Raw genomic sequence first — 26,289 nt, 5'->3', positions numbered from 1 at the left:
TGGGAATATTGAGAGAACTCTGGCTCTTTTAGCCGGATTCTTTTATGTCGTAAGGAGGATTTTTTATTATGGTAAAAAGAAGTCGCATCGTTGCGTTTTTCCTGTTGCTCCTGCTTTTAGGTGGAACAATGGGAACAACCATTCAAGGAATTTTACATAATATGAAACTAGGGCTTGATTTACAGGGCGGCTTTGAAGTGCTCTATGAAGTAAAGCCGGCGAAAAAAGGAGATAAGGTTGACAAACATGCACTTGTGAGTACAGTGAGTGCCTTAAACAAACGGGTGAACGTACTGGGAGTGAGCGAACCGAACATTCAAATTGAGGGAAACAATCGCATTCGCGTTCAGCTCGCTGGTATAAAAGATCAAAACAAAGCGCGTGAAATTCTTTCTACTCAGGCGAAACTGACGTTCCGTGATGTTCACGATCACGTATTGATGGATGGCAGTGACTTAGTCCAAGGAGGGGCGAAACTTTCTTTTGACGAAAACGGAAAGCCAAGTGTGTCCATTAAGCTGAAAGATGCGGATAAATTTAAGAAAGTGACTGAAAAAGTGTACAAGATGGGCGCCCCGAATAACTTATTAGTCATTTGGCTTGATTTTAAGGACGGGGTTGACTCTTACGCGAAAGAGGCGGGAAAAGCAAAACCAAAATTTATTTCCGCCGCAGCAGTCAATCAAGTGTTTGACCAAACGGACGTCTCTATCGTTGGCAATTTTACCGTTGATGAAGCGAAACAATTGGCTGACTTATTAAATGCCGGTGCGTTGCCAGTTGAATTAAAAGAAATTTACTCCACATCTGTTGGTGCACAGTTTGGAGAAAACGCATTACAAAAAACAGTTTTTGCTGGAATCGTTGGCATTGCTGCAATTTTCTTGTTTATGATTTTGTTTTATCGCTTACCAGGTGTTATCGCTGTCATTACGTTATCAGCCTACTTGTATCTAACTATGCTTATTTTTGATTGGATGAATGGCGTTTTAACATTGCCGGGAATTGCTGCCCTTATTTTGGGGGCTGGAATGGCGGTCGATGCGAACATTATTACATATGAGCGAATTAAAGAGGAAATCAAGCTCGGCAAGTCGATTATGTCGGCATATCGCACGGGAATTAAAGGTTCGTTTGCGACGATTTTTGACGCGAACATTACGACGATTATCGCTGGGGTTGTGCTATTTATTTATGGGACAAGCTCTGTTAAAGGGTTTGCAACTACGCTCATTATTAGCATTTTAGTAAGCTTTATTACCGCTGTCTACGGGACGCGTTTATTGCTTAGTTTATTAGTGTACAGCCGCGTTCTTAATAACAAGCCGGGCTATTTCGGTGTCAAAAAATCGGAAATCTTAAATATTGCCGAAACGAACGAGCATACGGAAGTACCGACGAAGTTTGACCGTCTCGATTTCGTCAAACATAGCAAAAAGTTTTTCCTTCTTTCTGGAGCGCTTACCGTGCTCGGAATTGTTGCCCTGTTAACGATGAAATTAAATCCTAGCATTGATTTTGCTAGCGGAACGCGAGTCGAAGTGATGAGTCATTCGCCATTGAACGTGCAGCAGTTAGAGGATGAATTTAAAAAGCTCAATCTTGAGCCAAAGGACATTGTGTTGTCAGGGAACAAGAAGCAAATAGGCGTTGCTCGTTTTATTGGTGTTTTAAACAAAAAAGAAATTTCTGAGCTAAAAAGTCATTTTAAACAACAATATGGATTTGAACCGAACGTCAGCACTGTATCGCCGACAGTAGGTAAAGAATTGGCAAGAAATGCGTTTATTGCCGTGCTTATTTCATCGATCGGGATCATTATTTACGTCACGATTCGCTTTGAAATGTATATGGCGCTTGCTGCGATTATTGCTTTATTGCATGATGCGTTTATTATCATTACATTTTTCAGTTTAACGCGTTTGGAAGTTGATTTAACGTTTATTGCCGCGGTATTAACGATCATCGGTTATTCGATTAACGATACGATCGTCACATTTGACCGAATTCGGGATCTAATGAAAAAGCGGAAAGTCAAAACAGTGGACGATTTAAAATATATTGTGAACCGTGCATTGCAACAAACGCTTACCCGTTCGATTAACACCGTCTTAACGGTCATTTTCACTGTTGTTGCCTTGTTGATATTCGGAAGCGAGGCAATTCGTAACTTTAACTTAGCGTTATTAGTCGGTTTAGTGTCCGGTGTCTACTCTTCCTTATGCATTGCTTCGCAACTATGGATTATTTGGAAAGGAAAACAATTGAAAAAAGGAAAAGTCAAAAAAAGAACCGAAAAAGATTTAGAACCGCAAGTGTAAAGGCAGGGATGCTCCATGAAGAATGGGGCATCCTTTTTTAGTAGTGAGGAAGGGGAAATCGGATAAACTAACGATAAATAACGTTTCACGAAAGGAAGAGAATAGTGAAAAAGGAAGAGCGTTTTAAACAAGCGGAATTTGCAGCAATGGTGGGGATTGTCGGCAATATAGCGCTAGCGATTGTGAAATGGGTGGCGGGGACTGTTGGGAATAGTAAAGCTCTTATCGCGGATGCAGCACACTCGGCATCCGATGTCGCTGGCTCGCTTGCAGTATGGATTGGATTGCGCGCGGCGAAACAACCGCCTGATGAGGATCATCCGTACGGGCATGGCAAGGCCGAACCGATTGCCGCCATTATTGTAGCGGTTTTATTGTTCATGGTGGGGATAGAGATTGGCCGCTCTTCTGTTCAAGCGTTTTTTCAACCGCTCGAACCGCCGGGAATGATTACAGTATATGTCGTGATCTTTTCAATTATCGTGAAGGAAGCGATGTTTCGTTATAAATATCAGTTAGGAAAAAAAGTAAAGAGTAACGCTATCATTGTGAATGCTTACGAGCACCGCTCCGACGTCTTTTCATCGATTGCAGCACTAATCGGAATCGGAGCGGCGATTGCCGGAGGAGCATGGGGAGTGGAGTGGCTTGTTTATGCTGACCCGGTGGCGGGATTGTTCGTTTCTCTTCTCGTTTTGAAAATGGCGTGGACGTTAGGGAAAGAATCCATTCATGCGACGCTTGACCACGTGCTGCATGATGAAGAAACAATCCATCTCCGCGAGGCGGTTTTGTCGTTTCCAGACGTAAAGCAAATTCATGAACTGCATGCACGGGAGCATGGCCATTATGTTATTGTTGATTTAAAAATTGCTGTTGACCCATCGATTACCGTTGAGGAAGGGCATAGAATCGGAAAAAAGGTTAAAGAGAAACTGCTGACATTGCCTCACGTTCATAATGTCATGGTACATATTAATCCATATTATCCAGAAAAAGCGAAGTAAAGTCATTGACCGGATATTTGAAAAAACGGAATGATTTCATTGCCCACCCTTTTTTCCTTTTGTATAATAGGGAGAGTTGAGGTGGGAGACATGTTAACCGCGAAAACTCGCTGGGATGTAAAACATCCTGATGTTGATAAAAGCAATGAATTGGCAAAACAATTAAATATCGCTCCACTTGTTGCTTCATTGCTTGTAAATCGAGGGGTAGATACGGTAAAAGAAGCAGAGGTATTTTTATCTCCGATGAAACAACCGTTTCATGATCCGTTTTTACTTGATGGAATGGAGCAAGCAGTGGCGCGTATTCAGCAAGCGGTCCAAAGCAATGAGCGCATTCTTGTCTTTGGCGATTACGATGCCGATGGTGTGAGCAGCACAACCGTAATGGTCAGTGCTCTTAAAGAAATCGGTGCTATCGTTGATTTTTATATTCCGAATCGCTTTACGGAAGGGTACGGACCGAATAAAAAAGCGTTCTGTTGGGCGAAAGAACAAGGATTTTCTTTAATCATTACAGTCGATACGGGCATTGCCGCAATTGATGAAGTCGCATTAGCGAACGAGCTTGGAATTGATGTAATCATTACCGATCACCATGAACCCGGACCAACGTTACCGGATGCGTATGCGATTATTCATCCGAAAAAACCCGGAAGTACATATCCATTTCGTGAACTGGCAGGCGTTGGAGTCGCCTTCAAGGTGGCGCACGCGTTACTTGGGGATGTGCCTCGTCATTTACTCGATGTTGTCGCTATCGGCACTATAGCCGATCTCGTTTCTCTTACGGGAGAAAATCGTCTATTAGTCGCACAAGGGTTAGAGCAGTTACAGGCAACGACACGTATCGGGTTGCAGGCGTTATTGAAACAGTGCGGCATTCAAACGAAGGAATTAAATGAAGAGACAATCGGGTTTGTCATTGCTCCGCGCATTAATGCGGTCGGACGGTTAGGGGGAGCCGATCCCGCTGTACGGCTGTTGATGACAGAAGATCAGGACGAAGCACGAATGCTAGCGAAGGAAATGGACGAGCTGAATCGAGAGAGGCAGCGACTTGTGGCGGAAATGGCAGAAGAAGCAGCACAAATGGTCAACGAACAATTTCCACCTTCGGAACATAAAGTGCTTGTAGTGGCGAAGGAAGGTTGGAATCCAGGAGTTGTCGGTATCGTCGCTTCGCGGCTTGTTGAGCAGTTTTATCGTCCAACCATCGTCCTTAGTCTTGATCCTGAAAAAGGAATTGCGAAGGGCTCTGCGCGAAGCATTCATGGATTTGATATATTCACTCAGCTATCGGCATGTCGTGATATTTTACCGCACTTCGGCGGGCATCCGATGGCGGCCGGAATGACGTTATCGATTGAGCATGTGGATGAGCTGCGTCAGCGCCTCAATACATTAGCGAACGACATATTGACAGACGATGATTTTATTCCAATGACGACCATTGATGTTAAATGTTCGGTATCCGATTTGACGCTCACAGCGGCTGAGCAGTTGCAAAAGCTCGCGCCATTTGGAGTCGACAATCCGAAGCCGCTCATTTTAATTGAAGATGTCTCCATCCAAACGATTCGCCGCATCGGTGCCGATCAGTCGCACGTAAAAGCCGTATTTGAACAGGATGGCGCAACGATTGAAAGCGTGGGTTTTGGCTACGGCTATTTGTATGACGAAATTGCTCCTGATGCGAAAGTATCCGTCGTTGGAGAACTATCCATTAATGAATGGAACCATATTCGTAAACCGCAACTGATGCTATGTGATGTTGCTGTACATGAATGTCAACTGTTTGACATTCGCGGCATGCGTCATGTACATCCGCTGTTTTCCTCTCTTCCGCGGGAAAAGAGGCTGTTTATTGCTTTTCATGAGGAGACAATAGAAGCTTTACAGTTACACGATTATCGTGAAGAAATATGCTATCTTTCTTCGCTGAAAGAAGCAGAGCAGCTTCACATTGCTGATCGCTATGTCGTACTGCTAGACTTACCGCCATCGCTAGAAATGATGAAAGTTTTATTATGTTCTAGTTTACCTGCGCGCATTTATGCGTTATTCTATCAAAGGGAGACTCATTTTTTTAGCACGTTGCCCACGCGCGACCATTTTAAATGGTTTTATGCGTTTTTACGGAAGCGCGGGATTTTTGATTTAGCCAAATATGGCGATGAATTGGCGCGGGCACGCGGCTGGACAAAGGAAACGGTTCATTTTATGGTAAAAGTGTTTTTGGAACTAGAATTTATTACACTAAAAGATGGAATGGTTTCTCTTGTTCATGAGCCGGCTAAACGCGATTTAACTGAGTCACCTACATATCGTTTGAAACAAGCTCAATTCGAGCTGGAAAAACTCTTTTTATACTCATCGTATCAACAATTAAAGCGTTTCCTTTTCGAGATGAAAGGTTCGCGAACATATGAGGAGGCAAACGTGTAATGGACTTGAAACAATATGTGACGATCGTTCCTGATTTCCCAAAACCAGGAATCATGTTCAAAGATATTACAACACTTATGGATAAGGGAGAAGTATATAAGTACGCGACTGACCAAATCGTGCAATATGCGCGAGAAAAGAAAGTTGATATCGTCGTCGGTCCGGAAGCGCGCGGCTTCATTATCGGCTGCCCGGTTGCCTACGCGCTTGGTGTAGGATTTGCTCCGGTGCGCAAAGAAGGAAAGCTTCCGCGCGAAGTCGTTCGTGTCGAATACGGATTAGAATACGGAAAAGATGTGTTAACGATGCACAAAGATGCCATTAAGCCGGGCCAACGTGTATTAATTACGGACGATTTACTTGCGACAGGTGGAACGATCGAAGCCACAGTTAAACTTGTCGAACAGCTCGGCGGCGTTGTTGCAGGGATTGCATTTCTTATCGAGCTCACCTATTTAGAAGGACGTAAAAAATTGGAAGGATACGACATTTTAGCGCTTATGCAATTCTAACCATCGACATATGTCTGTCATTTCGCTAAAATAGTCATAAGAGATGTTTTCGCAGAGGGCACTCAAATGGGTGCTCTTTCTTATTAGTTTCACTATAACCCTTTACATCTGAAAAATTTTTCATGATAATAGTATCAATACGTTATTTTATTACACGCAAAGGTGATCCCATGGCCAATGAACAGGTGTTAACGGCGGAACAAGTCATCGAACAGGCAAGTCGATATTTGTCGGAAAAAGATGTTGAATTTATAAAAAAAGCATATGAATTTGCAAGCGACGCTCATCGCGAACAGTATCGCAAGTCGGGAGAACCGTATATTATTCATCCGATTCAAGTGGCGGGCATTTTAGTTGATTTAAAAATGGACCCGGCGACGATTGCCGCTGGATTTTTGCACGATGTCGTTGAAGATACGGACGCGACAAAAGAAGATTTGGAGCGAGAGTTCGGCAATGAAGTCGCGATGCTTGTTGACGGTGTGACGAAGCTTGGAAAAATTAAATATAAATCACATGAAGAACAGCAGGCGGAAAACCATCGAAAAATGTTTTTGGCAATGGCGCAAGATATTCGCGTCATTTTAATTAAATTAGCGGACCGTCTTCATAACATGCGAACATTAAAACATTTGCCGCTGGAAAAACAGCGAAGAATCGCCAATGAAACGTTGGAAATTTTCGCTCCGCTGGCACACCGGCTTGGAATCTCGAAAATTAAATGGGAATTGGAAGATACAGCACTTCGTTATTTAAATCCGCAACAGTATTATCGGATTGTCAACTTAATGAAGAAGAAGCGGGCAGAACGAGAACAGTATTTAGAAGAAGTCATTCAAGAGGTGCGCGAACGGCTAAATGAAGTGTCGATTAAAGGCGAAATTTCTGGAAGACCAAAACATATTTACAGCATTTATCGCAAAATGGTGCTGCAAAATAAACAATTTAATGAAATTTATGATTTGCTGGCGGTTCGCATTATCGTCAACAGTATCAAAGACTGCTATGCGGTATTAGGCATTATTCATACATGTTGGAAGCCAATGCCGGGACGGTTTAAAGATTACATTGCCATGCCGAAACCAAATATGTATCAGTCGCTTCATACGACCGTCATCGGTCCAAAAGGCGAGCCTCTTGAAGTGCAAATTCGTACATTCGAAATGCATCAAATTGCCGAGTTCGGAATCGCTGCCCATTGGGCATATAAAGAAGGAAAAACGATCAAACCGAATTCATTCGAGGAAAAGCTATCATGGTTTCGTGAGATTTTAGAATGGCAAAACGATGCGAGCAACGCCGAAGAGTTTATGGAAACGTTAAAGATGGATTTATTTTCTGACATGGTGTTCGTATTTACACCGAAAGGCGATGTCATTGAGCTGCCAGCCGGCTCGGTGCCGATTGATTTCGCATACCGTATTCACTCCGAAATCGGAAATAAGACGATTGGCGCAAAAGTGAACGGGAAGATGGTTCCGCTTGATTATAAGTTAAAAACAGGCGACATCGTGGAAATTTTAACATCGAAACATTCCTACGGTCCAAGTCAAGATTGGTTAAAACTCGCACAAACGTCTCATGCGAAAAATAAAATTCGCCAATTTTTCAAAAAACAACGCCGCGAAGAAAATATTGAAAAAGGAAAAGAATTAGTTGAAAAAGAAATTCGCAACCTCGGTTTTGATGTCAAAGAAATTTTAACAGTAGAAAATGTGAAACGCGTTGCAGAAAAATTTAATTTTTCTAACGAGGAAGATATGTACGCAGCGGTCGGTTATCATGGTATTACCGCTGCGCAAATCGCCCACCGCTTAACAGACAAGTGGCGGAAGCAGCGCGATTTAGAAGAACAACAAAAGAAATTAGCAGAAACGATGCATGAAACAAAAATGCCGGTTGTCAAAAAACGAGACTATGGCATTCGTGTACAAGGGATGGATAATTTACTCATCCGCTTGTCGCGCTGCTGTAATCCGGTTCCCGGCGATGAAATTATCGGGTTTATTACGAGAGGGCGCGGTGTTTCTGTTCATCGATCCGATTGTCCAAATGTTCAGTCCGAAGAAGCAGAAGATCGCTTAATTTCTGTCGAATGGGAAAGTAATGCTAAGACGAACCGGGAATATAATGTGGAAATTGAAATTTCCGGCTTTGACCGGCGCGGATTATTAAACGAAGTGTTACAAGCGGTCAATGAAACGAAAACAGATATTTCCGCTGTTTCCGGACGGTCGGATCATCGAAATAAAATCGCTACAATCCATATGACGATCGCGATTCAAAATGTAAGTCACTTGCAAAAAGTGGTTGAACGAATTAAGCAAATTCCTGATATTTATTCCGTGCAGAGAATCATGAATAATTAGAAAGGAACACGTATATGAGAGTAGTTGTCCAACGAGCTAAAGAGGCAAAAGTGACAGTCAACGGGGAAGTGGTTGGCCGCATTGAATTCGGCCTTGTTCTTCTTGTCGGTGTGACGCACCGCGATACAGTAGAAGATGCGGTCTTTGTCGCTGATAAAATCGCTCATTTGCGCATTTTTGAAGACGATTCCGGCAAAATGAATTTATCCTTATTAGATGTCGGAGGCGCGGTTTTATCCGTATCGCAATTTACGCTGTATGGCGACTGTCGAAAAGGAAGACGACCAAACTTCATGGAAGCGGCAAAGCCGGATCATGCGTTGCCGATTTATGAGGCCTTGAACGATGAGTTGCGGAAAAAAGGGATTCAAGTGGAAACCGGTCAATTCGGAGCGATGATGGAAGTACAGTTGACGAATGACGGTCCGGTGACACTCATTGTCGAAAGTAAGGAAAAAAGCGAGTAACGAACATGTTGCTCGCTTTTTCTTTTTTAAATTAAAAAGGTCAGCTACTGAAAATAACTCCTTAAGCCGCTAGCGATCGCTTCTGTAATTTGCTGTTGATATTTGTTCGAAGCAACGATATTGACTTCAGCGGGATTGCTGATATACCCGAGTTCGAATAAAACAGATGGCAAGTCCGTTTCGCGAATGACGTGAAAATCTCCAAAGCGAATCCCGCGATACGGGACGGAAGTAATGCTAGATAACGGACCGGCAAACGACAATGCAAGCGGATAATCCGCAAGCGAGTCATAATAATAAATCGTCATCCCTCTTGTCCGCGAATCCGATGAGCTATCATAATGAATGCTGATAAAGGCATCGGCATGATAGCGATGAGCGATTTGCACGCGATCCGGTAAGGATACGTATTTATCGGTTGTTCGAGTGAGAATGACATTGGCACCGGCCTCTTTCAACCGTTGCTGTAACAATTGCGCCGTTTTTAACGTGAGCATTTTTTCCATTATTCCATTTTTGCCGATCGTGCCACTATCTTTTCCACCATGACCGGCATCAATGACAATCGTTTTATTGTACAGCGCATTTTTTGGATTTTGATGAACAGCTGATACGAGCCAACTAGCAATATATCCGCTTCCTTTTCCCGGAACTTCGATTTTGTACCAATTTTCTATGCTTGTTATTATGCGATATTGTTGTCCACGATGTGCCGTTGCTTGTACTTTTGCTTGAAGCGATGGCATTGAGCGGATGTTGACTCCATCGTACAATACCTTGACATAAGAAGGAGATACGGATATGTATGCGCGAGAAACCCATCCGGTAAGTCCGCTATTGGTCGTAATTTGATACCATTGATCATTTTCAGCCATAATGCGAACTTGTTGACCGTGAGTTATTTTTCCGAGAACGTTTGCTTGTTGGGACGGCTGAGTTCGCACGTTTAACGTATCGGCTGTCACTATACCAGCCTGAATACTTGAATGAACATGTTCTTCATTGCCATTTGTAAGATAAGTGGATGACACCCATCCTGTAAGCGACGCCGTTTTCACTTTTGTCCAACCGTTTTTTGTCTCTATCGCCTCGACAGATTGTCCACGCTGCAAATAGCCAATGACGCTTGCTTCGCTATTTGGGGAGGAACGAACGCGCAGTTGATCGACGGTCGATATCATGCGTCGCTTTACTTCTGATACGTACTGCTTTGCCACCCAACCTGTTTCTGTCGCACTTAATTGTAACTGTACCCAACCGTTTGTTTCTGCAATGGCCGTATACGTTTCTCCCTTGTTTAGCATCTTTTTAACACGATAATGAGTACCTGGTCCTTCCCGCACATTGAGGCGATCTACTTGTGTGATCACTGTTTTTGTTTCCGCCCATGCTGTGGAAAAGTGAATCGAAAGTAGAAATATAGCGGCAATAAACAAATAAACCGCTTTTTTTGCCTTAAAATGGAACAACCAACCACCCTCCTTTCGATAAAATCCGAGAGATTATAGGAATTCTACAAAAGGGGAAAAAATCCTTTTATTTTTTCTGCAAACGGGAAAGATAGGTAATAAGGCTGAACGAGGGAAGGAATGTTATGATGAGAAACAGTGCAAAAGGAGAGTTTGCGCAACGAAAGGCGAGCGAATTATTTCATGTCGACTTCCATGAATTTATGAGAAAGGAAGCGAACCATACGGCATTTGAGTTAGCGTCTGAATTTGGCTTAACATTAAAAGATGTGCAAAAATTAAAAAAACAATTATCCCGTTCATAAACATGCGTTCACTTCTTGACAAAATACGTGTTCATTCGTAAGATAAGTAGTAAAAATTGTTACATACGAAAACCAATGATGGAGAAGAGTAGTTAAGAGTACACATGGCCAGAGAGGAAATGCCGTAGGCTGAAAGCATTTCTCCATGATGACTTAACGAACGAACACTCCGTAGGTTTCTCTTTGAACGCGAACGCTAGTAGGAGAGAACGCAAGCCGGGCGTTATCGGTGAAAAGTGGAAGCACGTCAGCTTCAATTAGGGTGGCACCACGGGAACAACGCTCTCGTCCCTATGTTTTATAGGGGAAGAGAGCTTTTTATTTTTTCATAGGGAGGTTGGCACATGTCGTTTCAAATTCCAAGAGGAACACAAGATATACTGCCGGGTGAAACAGAAAAATGGCAATATATTGAACAAACTGCACGAGACCTTTGTCGTCGTTATAACTATAAGGAAATTCGCACACCGATTTTCGAGCATACGGAATTGTTTTTGCGAAGTGTAGGTGATACAACGGATATCGTGCAAAAAGAAATGTATACGTTTGAGGATCGCGGTGGCAGAAGCATCACTCTTCGTCCAGAGGGAACGGCATCGGTCGTCCGTTCGTTTGTAGAGAATAAAATGTATGGCGATCCGAATCAACCAATCAAACTTTATTACGTAGGACCGATGTTTCGCTATGAGCGTCCGCAGGCGGGACGATTCCGTCAATTTGTCCAATTTGGTGTCGAGGTGCTTGGAAGCCATGACCCAGCGATCGATGCCGAAGTGATTGCGCTAGCAATGGAAATTTATCGATCACTAGGATTGCAGAAATTAAAGCTTGTCATCAATAGCCTTGGGGATGCAGAAAGCCGAAAAGCGCATCGGGAAGCGCTCATCAACCATTTTAAACAGCGAATTGGCGAGTTTTGTGAAGATTGTCAAGCTCGTCTCGAAAAAAATCCGCTTCGCATTTTAGACTGTAAAAAAGATCGCGACCATGAATTAATGATGACGGCTCCATCCATTCTTGACTATTTAAATGATGAATCTCGGCGTTATTTTGAAAAAGTACAAATGTACTTAACGAATTTGGGAATAGAGTTTGAAGTCGATTCCCGTCTTGTTCGCGGGCTTGATTATTACCATCATACCACCTTTGAAATCATGAGCAATGCTGAAGGATTTGGAGCGATTACAACATTATGCGGGGGCGGTCGCTACAATCGATTAGTACAGGAAATCGGTGGACCGGAAACGCCAGGAATTGGTTTTGCGTTAAGTATTGAACGGCTGCTTGCTGCACTTGAAGCTGAGAACATTTCATTGCCAGTCGGCAAAGGAATTGATTGCTACGTCGCTGCATTAGGAGAAAAAGCGAAAGACGAATCTGTGATTATTGTGAACCAGTTGCGCAAAGCAGGGATTGTCGCAGACAAGGATTATCAAGACCGAAAAGTAAAGGCGCAATTGAAAGCGGCCGATCGCTTACAAGCAAAATATGTAGCCATTCTCGGGGATGATGAGCTGGATAGAAAGGTCATTAATGTAAAAGACATGAACACAGGCGAGCAAACAGAAGTGCCGCTTCATTCGCTAGTCGAATATTTGAAAGAAAGGTTACGATAGGAGGGACCGATGAATGTTTGGAAGGACGTACTATTGTGGTGAAATCACAGAGCAAGCAATTGGGGAAAAAGTAACATTAAAAGGTTGGGTGCAAAAACGCCGCGATCTTGGCGGACTCATTTTCATTGATCTTCGTGACCGAACTGGTATCGTTCAGGTGGTCGTAAATCCGGAAGTGTCCGAAGAAGCGTTAAAAGTGGCAGAAGCGGTGCGCAACGAATATGTGCTTGACGTAGAAGGAACTGTGGTTGCTCGTGGAGAAGGAACGATCAATCCGAACATTCCGACAGGAAAAATTGAAATCCAAGCAGAGCGCGTTACGATTATTAACGAAGCAAAAACACCGCCGTTTGTCATTGCTGATCAAACCGATGTGGCGGAAGATGTGCGTCTAAAGTATCGTTATTTAGATTTGCGTCGTCCTGTCATGTTTCAGACATTAAAATTAAGACATCAAGTGACGAAAGCGATTCGTGACTTTTTAGACGAAGAAGGATTTTTAGAAGTAGAAACGCCGATTTTAACGAAAAGCACGCCAGAAGGAGCGCGCGACTATTTAGTGCCAAGCCGCGTTCATCAGGGGGAATTTTACGCTCTTCCGCAATCGCCGCAAATTTTTAAACAGCTATTGATGGTGGCTGGATTGGAACGCTATTATCAAATTGCTCGCTGTTTTCGCGATGAGGATTTGCGCGCTGACCGCCAGCCGGAGTTTACTCAGGTCGACATTGAAACATCGTTTATGAGTCAAGAAGAGATTATGGAAATGGTCGAGCGTATGATGGCTCGCGTTATGAAAGAGGCAAAAGGCGTCGATGTTGCTCTTCCATTTCCACGCATGTCTTACGATGAAGCGATGAACCGCTACGGTTCAGATAAGCCAGACACACGCTTTGGCTTAGAGCTTGTCGATGTATCTGAACAAGTGAAGGACTCTGGTTTTAAAGTATTTGCCAGCGCGGTAGAAAACGGTGGACAAGTCAAGGCGATTAACGTAAAAGGAGCGGCGGACAAGTATTCCCGAAAAGATATTGATGCGTTAACGGAATTTGTTGCTCGCTACGGAGCAAAAGGGCTTGCGTGGCTCAAAGTCGAGGAAGACGGTCTCAAGGGGCCGATTGCGAAGTTTTTTACAGAAGAAGAACAAAGCGGCTTAATAAAAACGTTGGAGGCAGAAACAGGGGATTTATTGCTGTTTGTCGCTGACAAGAAGACCGTTGTCGCTAGTGCGCTTGGGGCATTACGGTTAAAACTTGGCAAAGACTTAAAGATGATTGATGAAACGAAATTTAATTTCCTATGGGTTACAGATTGGCCGCTATTAGAGTATGACGAAGAAGAAGGGCGTTACTACGCGGCACATCATCCGTTTACGATGCCGGTGCGTGAGGATTTATCGCGATTAGAAACAGAGCCGGACAAAGTTCGTGCTCAAGCGTATGACCTTGTGTTAAACGGCTATGAACTCGGTGGCGGATCACTTCGCATTTTTGAGCGCGATGTGCAAGAAAAAATGTTTAAAGTGCTAGGATTTACCGAAGAGGAAGCGCGCGAACAGTTTGGCTTCTTATTGGAGGCGTTCGAATATGGTACTCCGCCGCATGGAGGAATCGCGTTAGGACTAGACCGTCTTGTTATGTTGCTGGCTGGTCGTTCAAACCTTCGCGATACGATTGCCTTTCCAAAAACGGCCAGTGCGAGCTGCTTGTTAACCGAAGCGCCAAGTCCAGTCAGTGACAAACAACTGGAAGAACTACATTTAGCGGTTGTTTTGGAAAAAAATGAGTAATTTCCGACTATTCCCTTCTTGAAAAGGCTTTAAAAGTGTGCTATCATACATTCAAAAGCCGGCAGTCCTGATGTGTTCGTCGTATAACCTATTGTTTTGACCGAACAATATGTTATACGGGAGCCCGGGGTTTTCAAGCGGCGTACATGCCTCTTGGACCGGAGGACGTGCAAACCTTGGAACAGGGCACCCACCTGCTGAGGGCGGGTTTCAAAACGAAGGCATCGACGGCACGATTGGGACTTACATATGAGTTATCAATTCCCTATGTAAAGCCAATGCTTTACATAGGGTTTTTGTTGTGTACAATAATCAAAAAACGATGAGATTGTTACTGGAGGATGAACATGCTACATCAGTTCTCACGCAATGAATTAGCGATTGGAAAAGAAGGATTAGCAAAGCTAAAAAATGCTACTGTCGCCGTTTTAGGGGTGGGCGGAGTTGGTTCCTTTGCCGTTGAGGCATTAGCGCGATCCGGAGTAGGACGGCTCGTTCTTGTGGACAAGGATGATGTTGATATTACGAATATTAACCGACAAATTCATGCACTTCTTTCAACGATTGGTCGCTCGAAAGTGGAACTCATGAAAGAGCGGATTGCGGATATTAACCCAGAGTGTGAAGTCATTGCTTTGCAAATGTTTTATACAGAAGAGACGTATGAACAATTCTTTAGTTACGGACTCGATTTTGTCATTGACGCTTCTGATACGATTACGTATAAAATTCATTTGATGAAGGAATGCTTAAAACGCAATATTCCAATTATTTCGAGTATGGGAGCGGCCAATAAAATGGATCCTACCCGTTTTCGCATTGCCGATATCTCCAAAACGCATACCGATCCGATTGCGAAAGTCATTCGTACCAAATTGAGAAAAGAAGGAATTCGCAAGGGGATTCCAGTTGTCTTCTCCGATGAAAAGCCAATTATTATCCGTGAAGATGTTCGCAAAGAGGTAGGCAATGACCAATCAGCGATTCGGAAAGCACAAATGCCCCCTTCTTCTAATGCATTCGTACCATCGGTGGCAGGACTGATTATGGCATCTTACGTCGTTCGCGAATTATTAAAAGATATCAAAATTTATCGTGTTGGTGAAGAGTAAATAAGAAAAGTGGAAGCCGTGCAAATCGTTCGCGAAGCTAAATGTTCTTTGCTTTGAGGGCTCATTTGGCATAAGAGTGCTAGACAAATAAAGAACAGTGCTCGAATAAAAAACGTCGCAGATGATGTGCCTGCGACGTTTTTCTAATAAGTAAAATTTGAATTGCTATGCCCAATCGCTCTGGGGTAAATAATCTTCTCTCTCAAGAGGACAAGCCGTCTAGAGAGAAGGACATTTGCCCATTGAGGGAACTGGGATGACAACATTTCGCCGTTTGCCCACAGGATGTGGAAAGGTTTTAGGCGAAATGGGGGCGCTTGTGCTTTGCTTGATTAATGATGAGCAATTTGTTCTAAATTCCCGTTTTTATCCATTCGGAATATCTGGGCTGGTTGCGAACCATGCTCTTCTTCTAATACGAGTTTTCGAGCGCGTTCCATAATTTTCACAAGCGCTTGGTAATCTTCTTGAATGGTTGCTTGTTGTTCATGGAGACGATCGAGTTTTTTCTGTAACTCTTGGTTACGCTGTCGGAACTGTGCATTTTCTTTTTTCAGCTGTTCATTCTCTGTCCGCAATGCTTGAGCGTGATAATCGCTCGTCTGTAATGTTTGCAAAAAGGCGATACATTGCTCAAGTGTAATCGCATTTGGTGCAGGCAGAAGGGAAACTGTTGCATGGCGAGGAGAATTCAAGCTTTCTCCTGTAAGAGAAGCGGCTTGCATCACGCCCGTTTTCTGTAGCTTTTTCGCCTGTTCTAATGCTCTCTTTCGTTCTTTTCGCTGTTTTTTCGCTAGCTCAATTGCTTGAACGTATTGTTTTCTAACTTCTGCGTTCCAGCGAAATCCACAAGCAGCTGCCGTTCGATTTAGCTGATCTCCTACTTCTTCAAACGCAGCAAGCTGGGTACGACCTTCACGAATATAGCGCAATACCGTTTCTGCTAATAACAAATCTTCTTCATGAGACCAAGCATCTTGTCTTGTTTTCATATTGTCACTCCCTAAGGCGCATAATTTCGTAGAGTTTCTACCATTTTCTCCAAATAGTATTCATTTTAAACACTTTCGAATGTTTTTGATCGTTACAATGGTGATGAACAAAGTCTTCTACGGCAGATTGAATATACATTTTAGGTGAATAGGCGCTCTCCTTTGCTTCAGTATACGTCTTAAGACTTAGATAAAAATATAACTTAGGTTTATTATGGAGGGTTCAATGATAATGTAAGATACAGATGCTAATGATTTACATTTAGATTACTAGTGAAATTCTTTATGCTTTCGATGAGAAATCTATTATTGTGTTATTGATTGAAAAAATTTCGTTATTCGACTATATTTTGTATATGACGACCGGTCGGCTTAGAAAAATATCAACCGATCGGTCATACATAAATTTTATTTTTAGGGAGGAAAGGATTGAACAATGAATTTTTTAACAAGGTTTAGTTTAAAAAATGCAGTTGCGGTATTCATTATTTCTTTTCTACTGATTCTGGGGGGATTGTATTCATTTTCTTCCTTGAAAGTAGATTTACTACCGAACATCGAGTTTCCTCAGCTATCGATTGAAGTTACTTATCCAGGAGCGTCTCCTGAGGATATTAATAATCAAGTGACTTCCAAGCTTGAAGAAAAGTTCAAATCGCTTGAGGGACTAAAACAAATGCAAAGCTCTTCCTTTGAGAGCATTGCCATTATTAATCTCGAATTTCCTTTTCATACCGATATGGATGAAGTGGAACGTCAAGTTGACACATTGATTAAAGATACAAAGCTTCCGGACAATGTCCAAACAAAAGTAAATCGTTTTTCGTTTGGAACTTTCCCGATTTTTAATATTTCTTTGTTTGCCAAAAAAGATGTTGATTTACAAAAATTATTAGAACAAGACGTGATCCCGGAATTAAATAAAATTGATGGCATTAACTCCGTTTCCGTCGGCGGAATGAAAGAAGACGTTGTTCAAATTACTGTCGATAAACAAAAGGCGTTACAAGCAGGGCTAAGCTTATCGCAAATTAAGGACCAAATTAATGAGAAGTACGTTTCTTTCCCAGCTGGAAATGTCAACACGGATACGTTGCAAATTCCTGTACGCATTCAAGAGAAGCTTGAAACAGTTAGGGCTCTGGAAAACATGACATTAACGTCACCACTCGCTCAAACAACGACCCAATCGTTTCAAAGCGGAGCAATTCAGTCAGGAACACCTTCGCATCCACCATTAAAGTTAAAAGATATTGCTAAAATTGAAACCGTGACAGATCGTCCGGAAATTACACGCTACAACTTGAATGAATCGCTTTCGATGGCGATTACGAAAAAGCAAGATGCCAATACGGTCGAAGTAGCGGATAAAGTCATAAAAGTGCTAGATGCCCACAAAGATGAGTTTGATTATGCGATTGGTTTTGATTCTGCTGAAGGCATAAAACAATCGGTTGAATCGCTCGTTCGCGAAGGACTATTAGGTGCTTTGTTTGCTTCTATTGCTGTGCTTGTGTTTTTGCGCAACGTTCGCGCTACAGTTATTGCCATTGTTTCGATTCCGCTTTCGCTATTAGTTGCATCGATTTTCTTACATCGAATGGATATTTCGTTGAACGTCATGACCCTTGGGGGAATGGCGGTAGCTGTTGGACGTGTTGTTGATGACAGTATCGTTGTCATTGAAAATATTTTCCGACGCGTCCGCAAATCGAAAACAGGTATAACGGATGAGCTTGTTCAAGACTCTACAAAGGAAATTTTAAAGGCGATTACGTCATCCACGATTACAACCGTTGTTGTCTTTTTACCGCTTGGCTTTGTCGGCGGAATTACCGGGGAGTTTTTCTTACCATTTGCCTTAACGATTGTATTTGCGCTGCTTATGTCATTAATCGTTGCGGTTACAGTCGTACCGATTTTAGCGAAATTTTCATTTAAAAAAGTTCCGCCTGAAGAGAAAGAAGGGGCATTGCAACGCGTTTATGGGCGAATCATTGCTTGGTCGTTAAACCATAAGGCAATCATCTTAGCGTTGTCTATTGTATTGCTTGGCGGTTCGCTTGCGCTCGTACCGAAATTAGGATTCACCTTCTTACCGAACGAAGAGCAAAAAACGCTTGTTGCAAGCATTGAATTGCCTTCATCTACATCGCTTGAAAAAACAAATGATGTTTCTTTAAAAATCGAAAAAATGTTTGATCAGCAAAAAGAAATTAAGGAAGTCACTGCAGGAATTGGAAGCCGCGACTTCCGTACCGGCTTAAAGCGACCAAATCAAGCAAGCTATTTCATTAACTTAAAAGAAGGAGTAAATGTCGCGTCATTTATTAAAAAGCTGGAGAAAAATATGCAACATATCGCTGACAAAGAAGCGCCTGGTACGAAGCTCGGGGTGCAAGAATTGGACGCAGGGGGACCGCCATCAAACAACAATATTAATATTGATTTATACTCCAATGATTTAGCGGCCTTACAAAAGGCGGCAAAACAAGTAGAAGATTACTTGAACAAGCGGAAAGATTTAAAATATGTGACAAACAATTTCTCTGATAAACAAAAACAAGTGATTGTTAATATTGATCCGGAAAAAGCAGCTGCTTACGGCGTATCTGGTTTCCAAATTCTCGGAACGATTGCCGATGAAACAAAGCCGGTTGAAGTCGGAACGCTGACGCTCGACGGCGTTGACCGAACTGTTCAACTATCGTATGATAAGAGTCTTGATTCTGTTGATGCATTAAAGAATACGTTGATTTTTACAAAACAAGGACTTGTTCCTATATCTGAACTTGCCACAGTCAAAGAAGTTGAGACGTATACATCCATTCAAAAACTAGACGGAAAAGTATTTGCGCGTATATCGGCACAAATTGTTGGTGACGATATTCAAAAAGTAACGAACGATATCATTAGTCGTGTGAAAAAAGATATCGACTTGCCAAAAGGCGTCTCGTTTGAAGTCGGCGGCGGTAGTGACGAAACAGTCCAAACGTTCCAAGAGCTTGGATTAGCGATGATTGTCGCCATCGGTCTTGTGTATATCACTATGTTGATCACATTTGGAAAAGCAAGAATTCCATTTATCATTTTATCATCGCTCATTTTCGTTCCGATTGGTTCGCTTCTTGGTTTATATATGGCGAACGAGCCAATGTCTATCAGCGTCATGATCGGGTTGTTAATGTTAATTGGAATTGTCACAACGAATGCGATTGTCCTTGTTGACCGCATCGGACAAAACCGTGAACAAAAAGGGATGACGATTCGTGAAGCACTCGTGGAAGCAGGAAAAACGCGCTTGCGTCCGATTTTAATGACGGCGTTTGCAACCGTGACCGCTCTCATTCCTCTTGCGCTAACGAAAGCGTCAGGAACGTTAATCTCAAAAGGACTAGCGATTACGGTTATTGGTGGGCTTACTTCTTCAACGTTATTGACGCTGATCATCATTCCAGTGATGTATGAACTGTTCTTTCTTCGCCAAGCAAAAGCGGAACGAACCATAAATAGCAACTAAATATAAAGGGATGCCTCATTGCCGATGAGGCATCCCTTTTTCCATTATCATGGGCCCAATTTATTTTGAAACCGAAATGCATTATAATAAAGATAACGAATGAAACGAGGAAGGAGAAGACATTGAGCAGAAGAGAAGAGATTATTCAAGCTGCGACGAAGCTGTTTGCGCAAAAGGGGTATTACGCAACTTCTATGCAGGAAATTGCCGAACAGAGCGGAATGGCGAAAGGCTCGATTTATAATTATTTTAAATCAAAAGAAGAAATTGCGGTGTGCATTTTTCGCTATCATTATGAAAAGCTATTTAGAAAGATGGCTGAGGTCAACGAAGACGAAACGTTATCACCAAGAGAAAAATTTGAAAAGCAACTGTCGATTCAAATTGAGGAGTTCTATCGCCATAAAGAACTGGTACAGATGCATATGGGAGAACAAGCAGTGAAAGTAAATGATGAAGTTCATCATCTTGTCTTTCTCATTCGGGCTAAAACGCTCAATTGGTACCGACAAGCGATTCAAGATATATATGGAGAGCGGGTCAAGAATTTTGCGTTAGATTGCGCAACGATATTAAATGGCATGTTGAAAGAATATATGTTTTATATGGCCATTGACCAAAAAGAGCTTCAAGTGACAAAAGTAGCTCCGTTTCTTCTTCGTCGCCTTGATGCGATTGTGGAAAGCATGACGGAAAGAGAAAGCCCTTTACTAACAATCGAGATCATGCAGGACTACCTTGGCGTGGAAAAGACCAATGAGCAAACAAAACGACAGCGAATTATTGACTGCATTGATGAAATATTGGAGACACTTGAAGAAAGGGATAGGAATGAAAGCGATATCATTCGTTCGTTAGAGATGTTAAAACAAGAATTTAGTCAGAAAGAAGAAGCGAGAAAATTTATCGTAGAAGCGTTATTGCTTTATTTAGAAAGTTTGCAAGTGCCATTATTAAGAGAATTGAAAGCAGCCATACAGCACTATTTCAGAACATAAAAGTTCTCTGTCATTGGCAGGGAGCTTTTGCTATTTTCATCCACGATTTTGAACGAAATGAGGGATGTTCTATGCTTTTTGTACAAGAGCCGCTATCCGTGCGGATGAGACCGCGAACGATTGATGAACTAATCGGACAGCAACATATCATTGGTCCGCATACCGCCTTATATAAAATGATACATAATGGTTATGTTCCTTCTATGCTTTTATATGGTGAGCCGGGGGTGGGAAAAACATCGTTGGCTTATGCGATCGCCGGCACGGTCGAACGGGAATTTTTTGCGATGAATGCGACAACATCTGGAAAGAAAGAGATGGAAGAAGTAGTAGCGAAGGCAAGAATGACGGGAAATGTCATTTTATTTATCGATGAAATTCACCGCTTTAACAAGGCGCAACAAGATTATTTGTTGCCGAATATCGAAAACGGGCTCATTACGTTAATCGGTGCCACGACAGAAAATCCATTTCATGAAGTAAACCCGGCGATCCGAAGCCGATGCGGTCAAATTAAACAACTAAAACGTCTGACGAAGGAAGACATTCTTCAGTTATTGCAACGAGCATTAAGCGACCGCGAGCGCGGATTAGGGATGCTATCCGTTCGTATCGCCGAGCCGCTGCTTGCCCTGATTGCCGAGGCGACAAACGGTGATGCTCGTTCCGCATTGAATGTGCTGGAATCAGTTGTGTACGCTTCAGAAGAACGGAACGGTGAAGTAATTGTTGATGAGCAAACTGTATTAGACTGTGTAGAAAATAAAGGATTTACCCATGATAAAGAAGGGGATATCTATTACTCATTATTATCGGCTTTTCAAAAAAGCATTCGCGGTAGCGATGTCGATGCGGCCCTTTATTATTTGGCGCGGCTGTTGGAAGGCGGAGATTTGGCAGCCATTTGCCGTCGTCTTCTTGTCATTGCCTATGAGGATATCGGCTTGGCAAACCCGCTCATGGGTGTAAAAGTTACCGCAGCCATTCAAGCAGTTGAACGATTAGGTCTTCCGGAAGCACGAATCCCGCTTTCCGTCGTGACGATTGAATTATGCTTGAGCGCTAAATCCAACTCCGCATATAAGGCGCTTGATGAAGCGATTAGCGATGTGCGAAGCGGAAAGATTGGTGACATTCCTGATCACTTAAAAGACGCCCATTATAAAGGAGCAAGCATACTCGGCCACGGAAAAGGCTATCAATACCCGCACGACTATCCAAATAGCTGGGTGGCTCAACAATATTTGCCGAACGAACTTGTCGGTACGCACTACTACGTCCCAAAAGAAAACGGTGAAGAAAAATATTATGCGAAAGTATATGCAAGACTTAATGAACTAAAACGCCAACACGAAAGTAAGAGGAAATGAAAGTGCAATATGTTTTATGTTATAATGACAAAGGCTTCTCATTATTTTTTATACATGGAGCGTGCCTGTTAACTACCCACCCCTTAAGCGAGCGCTTTTTGAAGTGGGAGCTTGCCAGTGTCCAGCAGTACGAACGTGCGTGCAGCGTACTGCTGCCTTGTCTTGGTCTCTGCATCGGGACAGGTTGACAACTTACCCGACTTACAAGAGACATGCTCAAGTAGCCACCGCAAGCAGTACTTCTATTTCCAAGCATTGCGGATTCTTGCTGTACACTCAAAGTTTTACGGTTGCAACGACTTCCTGCAACCGCCCTCATACTTTGAGCTGGCAAATAGTTTTTACGAGTACCTTGTCCAACGGTTTTCTTATATTTTCATTATACCACGAAAGGGGGAACACAAGGGGATTTTGTCAGAACATTAACGTAGCTAAAGCTACCTCTTTTCTGACGCACATTCCTCCCCCACTTATGGGAGTAGGGGTCTCCTGTGCGAAATGATGAAAAACTCTCATAACCTTTCTTTACTGTTCCGTTGGATCGTGTATTTTATCGGGCTACTCATTATGTCGTTTGGCATTGTATTAACAATTAAAGCCAACATTGGGTGTGCGCCGTGGGATGTGCTTCATATTGGATTATATCGGCAATTTGGCTTCACGATTGGCACATGGTCCATCATTGTCGGCGTTATGATTTTAACGATTTCTGCGCTTCTTTCCAAACAGTTCCCAAAAATCGGTGCATTTCTCAATATGATATTTGTTGGGCTGTTTATTGATTTATATATGATGATTCCGTATCTTCATACGCCACATACATTCGGGGCAAAATTGATCATGTTGCTTGTTGGCATCGTCATTACTGGATACGGAATGGGTTTTTATATTTCCGCAAACATGGGTGCCGGTCCGCGCGACAGTTTAATGCTTGCTTTAATGGAGCGAACCGGCTGGAAAGTGCAACATATTCGAATTATAATGGAAATATTTGTCCTTTTGCTTGGTTGGCTATTAGGTGGTCCAGTGTCGCTAGGCACACTCATTTTTTGCATCACCATCGGTTCTGTTGTTGGAATTTCGTTACCACAGTGTCAACGAATGACAGAACGAATCATCACTAAACCAATCAAAATAGAAACGAACGGTCTAAGTCGTTAGGAGGAATACAATGAAGATTTCAACGAAAGGTAGATATGGATTAACAATTATGATTGAACTTGCCAAAAAATATGGTGATCGACCAATTTCATTAAAATCGATTGCGAAAGCGCATAATTTATCCGAACATTATTTAGAGCAGCTCGTTTCGCCATTGCGGAATGCAGGACTTGTCAAAAGCATTCGCGGGGCGTATGGCGGCTATGTATTGGCAGATCATCCTGCGAAAATTACGGCTGGAGATGTCATTCGAGTTCTTGAAGGGCCAATCAGTCCGGTTGAAGAATTGGAAGAAGAAGAGCCAGCAAAGCGCGAGCTATGGATTCGCATTCGCGATGCGGTGCAGGAAGTGCTAGATAGCACAACGATTGAAGATTTAGCGAAATATAGCAACGGCGATGACGAAGCATATATGTTTTATATTTAATTGACGAATGAAAGGAGAATGCATAGTTGGAGCGGATTTACTTAGATCATGCCGCTACGTCGCCTACCCATCGCGATGTGGTGGAGCGAATGGTGCCGTTTATGACTGAAGTATTTGGTAACCCGTCCAGTATTCATTTTTTTGGCAGACAAAGCCGTCAGGCGATTGACGAGGCCAGGGCAGTGGTCGCTAATAGCATTGGAGCAAAAGAAACAGAAATTATTTTCACAAGCGGTGGAACAGAAGCGGACAACTTTGCTTTGGTTGGAACGGCAATGGCCAATCGTAACAAAGGAAACCATATTATTACAACCTCTATTGAACATCATGCGGTATTGCACACATGTCACTACTTGGAGCGACAAGGATTTGATGTGACATACCTTCCGGTGGATGAACAAGGAAACGTCTCCCTTGATGATGTCAAAGCAGCGCTTCGGGATGAGACAATTCTTGTTTCCATCATGTTCGGCAACAACGAAGTCGGTGTATTACAACCGATTAAAGCCATTGGTGAGCTCGTAAAAGATCACCAAGCCTACTTTCATACGGATGCGGTACAAGCATATGGGCTCGTTCCAATTGATGTGAACGATTATCACATTGATTTATTGTCTGTTTCTGCTCATAAAATTAACGGTCCAAAAGGGGTCGGATTTTTATATGCACGAGAAACGGTAAAATTGTCTCCGCGGCTGTATGGCGGTGAGCAAGAGCGAAAACGCCGGGCGGGAACGGAAAACGTCGCTGGAATTGTTGGGCTCGCCAAAGCGGTAGAAATCGCGCAACAAACGATGTCAGAAAAGCAAATGATGTACCGCGAATTAAAAGAAACGATGCTATCCGTTTTCGATGAATCAGGAATTTCGTATTTCGTCAACGGCAACCAGAACGCATGCCTTCCTCATATATTAAATGTCGCGTTTCCGGGAACAAACGTTGAATCAATGCTCGTGAACTTAGATTTAGCTGGGATTGCCGCTTCAAGCGGGTCAGCTTGCACAGCGGGATCAGTTGATCCGTCTCACGTTCTCGTTGCCATGTTGGGGAAAGAATCGGAGCGGATTCGCTCTTCCATTCGCTTTAGTTTCGGGCTTGGAAATACGGTAGAACAAGTTAAAAAAGCTGCTTATGAAACCGTACAAATTGTTCGGAGACTTACAAATCGCTGAGGAGAGAGGTGACATCAGTGAAAAAAGCACCAAAAGATACTCGCGTCGTCGTCGGTATGTCGGGAGGCGTCGATTCTTCCGTCGCAGCGCTGCTTTTAAAGCAGCAAGGATATGACGTCATCGGCATTTTTATGAAAAACTGGGACGACACCGATGAAAACGGAGTATGTACAGCGACGGAAGATTACGAAGACGTCATGCGCGTCTGTAATCAAATCGGCATTCCATATTATGCAGTTAATTTTGAAAAGGAATATTGGGATAAAGTATTTACGTATTTCCTAGATGAATATAAAGCGGGCCGAACACCGAATCCGGATGTACTGTGCAATAAAGAAATTAAATTTAAAGCCTTTTTAGAGCATGCGATGTCGCTTGGGGCGGATTATTTAGCGATGGGACATTATGCACGTGTAGAATATCGCGATGGCGAATATAAAATGTTGCGCGGCGTTGACCAAAATAAAGACCAAACATATTTCTTAAATCAACTAGGACAAGCTCAACTTTCTAAAATCATGTTCCCAATCGGCAATATTGAAAAAGCGAAAGTACGGGAAATTGCAAAAGAGGCAGGACTTGCCACAGCAACGAAAAAAGATAGCACCGGCATTTGTTTTATCGGCGAACGCAACTTCAAAGAGTTTTTAAGCAACTACTTACCGGCTCAACCTGGAACAATGCAGACGTTAGATGGCGAAATTAAAGGAAAGCATGACGGATTAATGTATTATACCATTGGGCAACGCCATGGTCTTGGCATTGGCGGAAGCGGCGAACCTTGGTTTGTCGTCGGAAAAAATGTAAAAGAAAATATTCTTTATGTTGCACAAGGATTCAATAACGAATTGCTCTATTCCGATTCCATTATTGCAACAAACATTAACTGGGTCTCTGGCCGCATTCCAACCGAACCGCTCAAATGCACGGCGAAATTCCGCTATCGCCAGCCAGACACAGGAGTAACGGTTCATGTCATTGATGAGAACACGGTAAGAGTCGTTTTTGACGAACCTGTTCGTGCGGTCACACCAGGTCAAGCGGTTGTCTTTTATAACGGTGAGGAATGTCTTGGCGGCGGAACGATTGACGAAGTGTTCCGGAACGGTGAAAAGCTTTGGTACGTCGGGTAAACCGAAAAGCGAAGGCAGTATAAATTCGACTAAAACTTCCCACGTCCTGTGGGTAAACGGCGAAATGTCGCCATCCTAGCTCTGCGATGACCAAATGTTTT

At 42.9% G+C, this 26,289-nt stretch carries 19 protein-coding genes, 1 other RNA gene and 1 other annotated feature; of the genes, 18 read left to right on the top strand and 2 right to left on the bottom strand.

Annotated elements, in window-relative coordinates:
• Positions 1–68 precede the first annotated feature (68 nt).
• The 6 genes from secDF to dtd all read left to right on the top strand — a co-directional run bounded on the left by secDF (position 69) and on the right by dtd (position 9,124).
• Complete coding sequence (secDF, locus tag ISX45_RS11155; RefSeq protein WP_194518988.1) at positions 69–2,321, top strand: protein translocase subunit SecDF; 2,253 nt, start codon at positions 69–71, stop codon at positions 2,319–2,321.
• Positions 2,322–2,467: 146 nt separating this feature from the next.
• Positions 2,468–3,328 (top strand): cation diffusion facilitator family transporter, encoded by an 861-nt coding sequence (locus ISX45_RS11150; RefSeq protein ID WP_220129379.1) that lies wholly within the window; start codon positions 2,468–2,470, stop codon positions 3,326–3,328.
• A gap of 90 nt (positions 3,329–3,418) precedes the next feature.
• Positions 3,419–5,776 (top strand): single-stranded-DNA-specific exonuclease RecJ, encoded by a 2,358-nt coding sequence (recJ, locus tag ISX45_RS11145; RefSeq protein ID WP_181554535.1) that lies wholly within the window; start codon positions 3,419–3,421, stop codon positions 5,774–5,776.
• The gene (locus ISX45_RS11140; RefSeq protein ID WP_181554534.1) at positions 5,776–6,288 is read left to right on the top strand and encodes an adenine phosphoribosyltransferase; all 513 of its coding nucleotides are present in this window, start codon (positions 5,776–5,778) and stop codon (positions 6,286–6,288) included. The genes recJ and ISX45_RS11140 overlap by 1 nt, the downstream gene beginning before the upstream one ends.
• Before the next feature lie 170 nt (positions 6,289–6,458).
• Positions 6,459–8,657, top strand: a complete 2,199-nt coding sequence (locus ISX45_RS11135) for a RelA/SpoT family protein (protein WP_181554533.1) — start codon at positions 6,459–6,461, stop codon at positions 8,655–8,657.
• A 14-nt stretch (positions 8,658–8,671) separates the two neighbouring features.
• Complete coding sequence (gene dtd / locus ISX45_RS11130) at positions 8,672–9,124, top strand: D-aminoacyl-tRNA deacylase (protein WP_181554532.1); 453 nt, start codon at positions 8,672–8,674, stop codon at positions 9,122–9,124.
• A 44-nt stretch (positions 9,125–9,168) separates the two neighbouring features.
• Here dtd and ISX45_RS11125 read toward each other — a convergent pair whose 3' ends face one another.
• Positions 9,169–10,593, bottom strand: coding sequence for an N-acetylmuramoyl-L-alanine amidase family protein (locus tag ISX45_RS11125; RefSeq protein WP_194518987.1), 1,425 nt, complete (start codon positions 10,591–10,593; stop codon positions 9,169–9,171).
• 125 nt (positions 10,594–10,718) lie between these two features.
• On the opposite strand from ISX45_RS11125, the gene ISX45_RS11120 reads away from it, so the two are divergent.
• From ISX45_RS11120 to ISX45_RS11100, 5 genes are all read left to right on the top strand, one after another.
• A complete protein-coding gene (locus ISX45_RS11120) occupies positions 10,719–10,898 on the top strand; it encodes a hypothetical protein (protein ID WP_181554876.1) in 180 nt (59 codons plus the stop codon).
• Positions 10,899–10,964: 66 nt separating this feature from the next.
• Positions 10,965–11,194, top strand: a binding site (T-box leader).
• Between the two features lie 48 nt (positions 11,195–11,242).
• Positions 11,243–12,514, top strand: a complete 1,272-nt coding sequence (gene hisS, locus ISX45_RS11115; protein ID WP_181554530.1) for a histidine--tRNA ligase — start codon at positions 11,243–11,245, stop codon at positions 12,512–12,514.
• Between the two features lie 13 nt (positions 12,515–12,527).
• A complete protein-coding gene (gene aspS / locus ISX45_RS11110) occupies positions 12,528–14,303 on the top strand; it encodes an aspartate--tRNA ligase (RefSeq protein ID WP_194518986.1) in 1,776 nt (591 codons plus the stop codon).
• A gap of 61 nt (positions 14,304–14,364) precedes the next feature.
• Positions 14,365–14,550, top strand: a non-coding RNA gene (ssrS, locus tag ISX45_RS11105) — 6S RNA.
• A 100-nt stretch (positions 14,551–14,650) separates the two neighbouring features.
• Entirely contained in the window at positions 14,651–15,415 is a 765-nt protein-coding gene (locus tag ISX45_RS11100; RefSeq protein ID WP_181554528.1) for a tRNA threonylcarbamoyladenosine dehydratase, read from the top strand.
• Positions 15,416–15,747: 332 nt separating this feature from the next.
• Here the strand turns inward: ISX45_RS11100 and ISX45_RS11095 are convergent, their stop codons facing one another.
• Positions 15,748–16,407 (bottom strand): RsfA family transcriptional regulator, encoded by a 660-nt coding sequence (locus tag ISX45_RS11095; RefSeq protein ID WP_194518985.1) that lies wholly within the window; start codon positions 16,405–16,407, stop codon positions 15,748–15,750.
• A 436-nt stretch (positions 16,408–16,843) separates the two neighbouring features.
• Here ISX45_RS11095 and ISX45_RS11090 point away from each other — a divergent pair, with 436 nt between their 5' ends.
• The 7 genes from ISX45_RS11090 (at position 16,844) to mnmA (ending at position 26,188) form a co-directional block, all read left to right on the top strand.
• The gene (locus ISX45_RS11090) at positions 16,844–19,927 is read left to right on the top strand and encodes an efflux RND transporter permease subunit (RefSeq protein ID WP_181554526.1); all 3,084 of its coding nucleotides are present in this window, start codon (positions 16,844–16,846) and stop codon (positions 19,925–19,927) included.
• Between the two features lie 122 nt (positions 19,928–20,049).
• On the top strand, positions 20,050–20,925 hold the full coding sequence (locus ISX45_RS11085) for a TetR/AcrR family transcriptional regulator (RefSeq protein ID WP_194518984.1): 876 nt from the start codon (positions 20,050–20,052) through the stop codon (positions 20,923–20,925).
• A gap of 71 nt (positions 20,926–20,996) precedes the next feature.
• A complete protein-coding gene (locus ISX45_RS11080) occupies positions 20,997–22,295 on the top strand; it encodes a replication-associated recombination protein A (protein WP_194518983.1) in 1,299 nt (432 codons plus the stop codon).
• A gap of 501 nt (positions 22,296–22,796) precedes the next feature.
• Positions 22,797–23,456, top strand: a complete 660-nt coding sequence (locus tag ISX45_RS11075) for a YczE/YyaS/YitT family protein (protein WP_181554860.1) — start codon at positions 22,797–22,799, stop codon at positions 23,454–23,456.
• 10 nt (positions 23,457–23,466) lie between these two features.
• Positions 23,467–23,883 (top strand): cysteine metabolism transcriptional regulator CymR, encoded by a 417-nt coding sequence (gene cymR / locus ISX45_RS11070; RefSeq protein ID WP_181554523.1) that lies wholly within the window; start codon positions 23,467–23,469, stop codon positions 23,881–23,883.
• A gap of 26 nt (positions 23,884–23,909) precedes the next feature.
• A complete protein-coding gene (locus tag ISX45_RS11065) occupies positions 23,910–25,055 on the top strand; it encodes a cysteine desulfurase family protein (protein ID WP_194518982.1) in 1,146 nt (381 codons plus the stop codon).
• Positions 25,056–25,072: 17 nt separating this feature from the next.
• On the top strand, positions 25,073–26,188 hold the full coding sequence (gene mnmA / locus ISX45_RS11060) for a tRNA 2-thiouridine(34) synthase MnmA (protein ID WP_181554521.1): 1,116 nt from the start codon (positions 25,073–25,075) through the stop codon (positions 26,186–26,188).
• Positions 26,189–26,289: the final 101 nt, after the last annotated feature.

Source organism: Thermaerobacillus caldiproteolyticus (assembly GCF_015326725.1).
In the GTDB taxonomy this organism is placed as follows: Bacteria; Bacillota; Bacilli; order Bacillales; family Anoxybacillaceae; genus Thermaerobacillus; species Thermaerobacillus caldiproteolyticus.
This window is presented reverse-complemented; position numbering and strand designations above follow the sequence as displayed.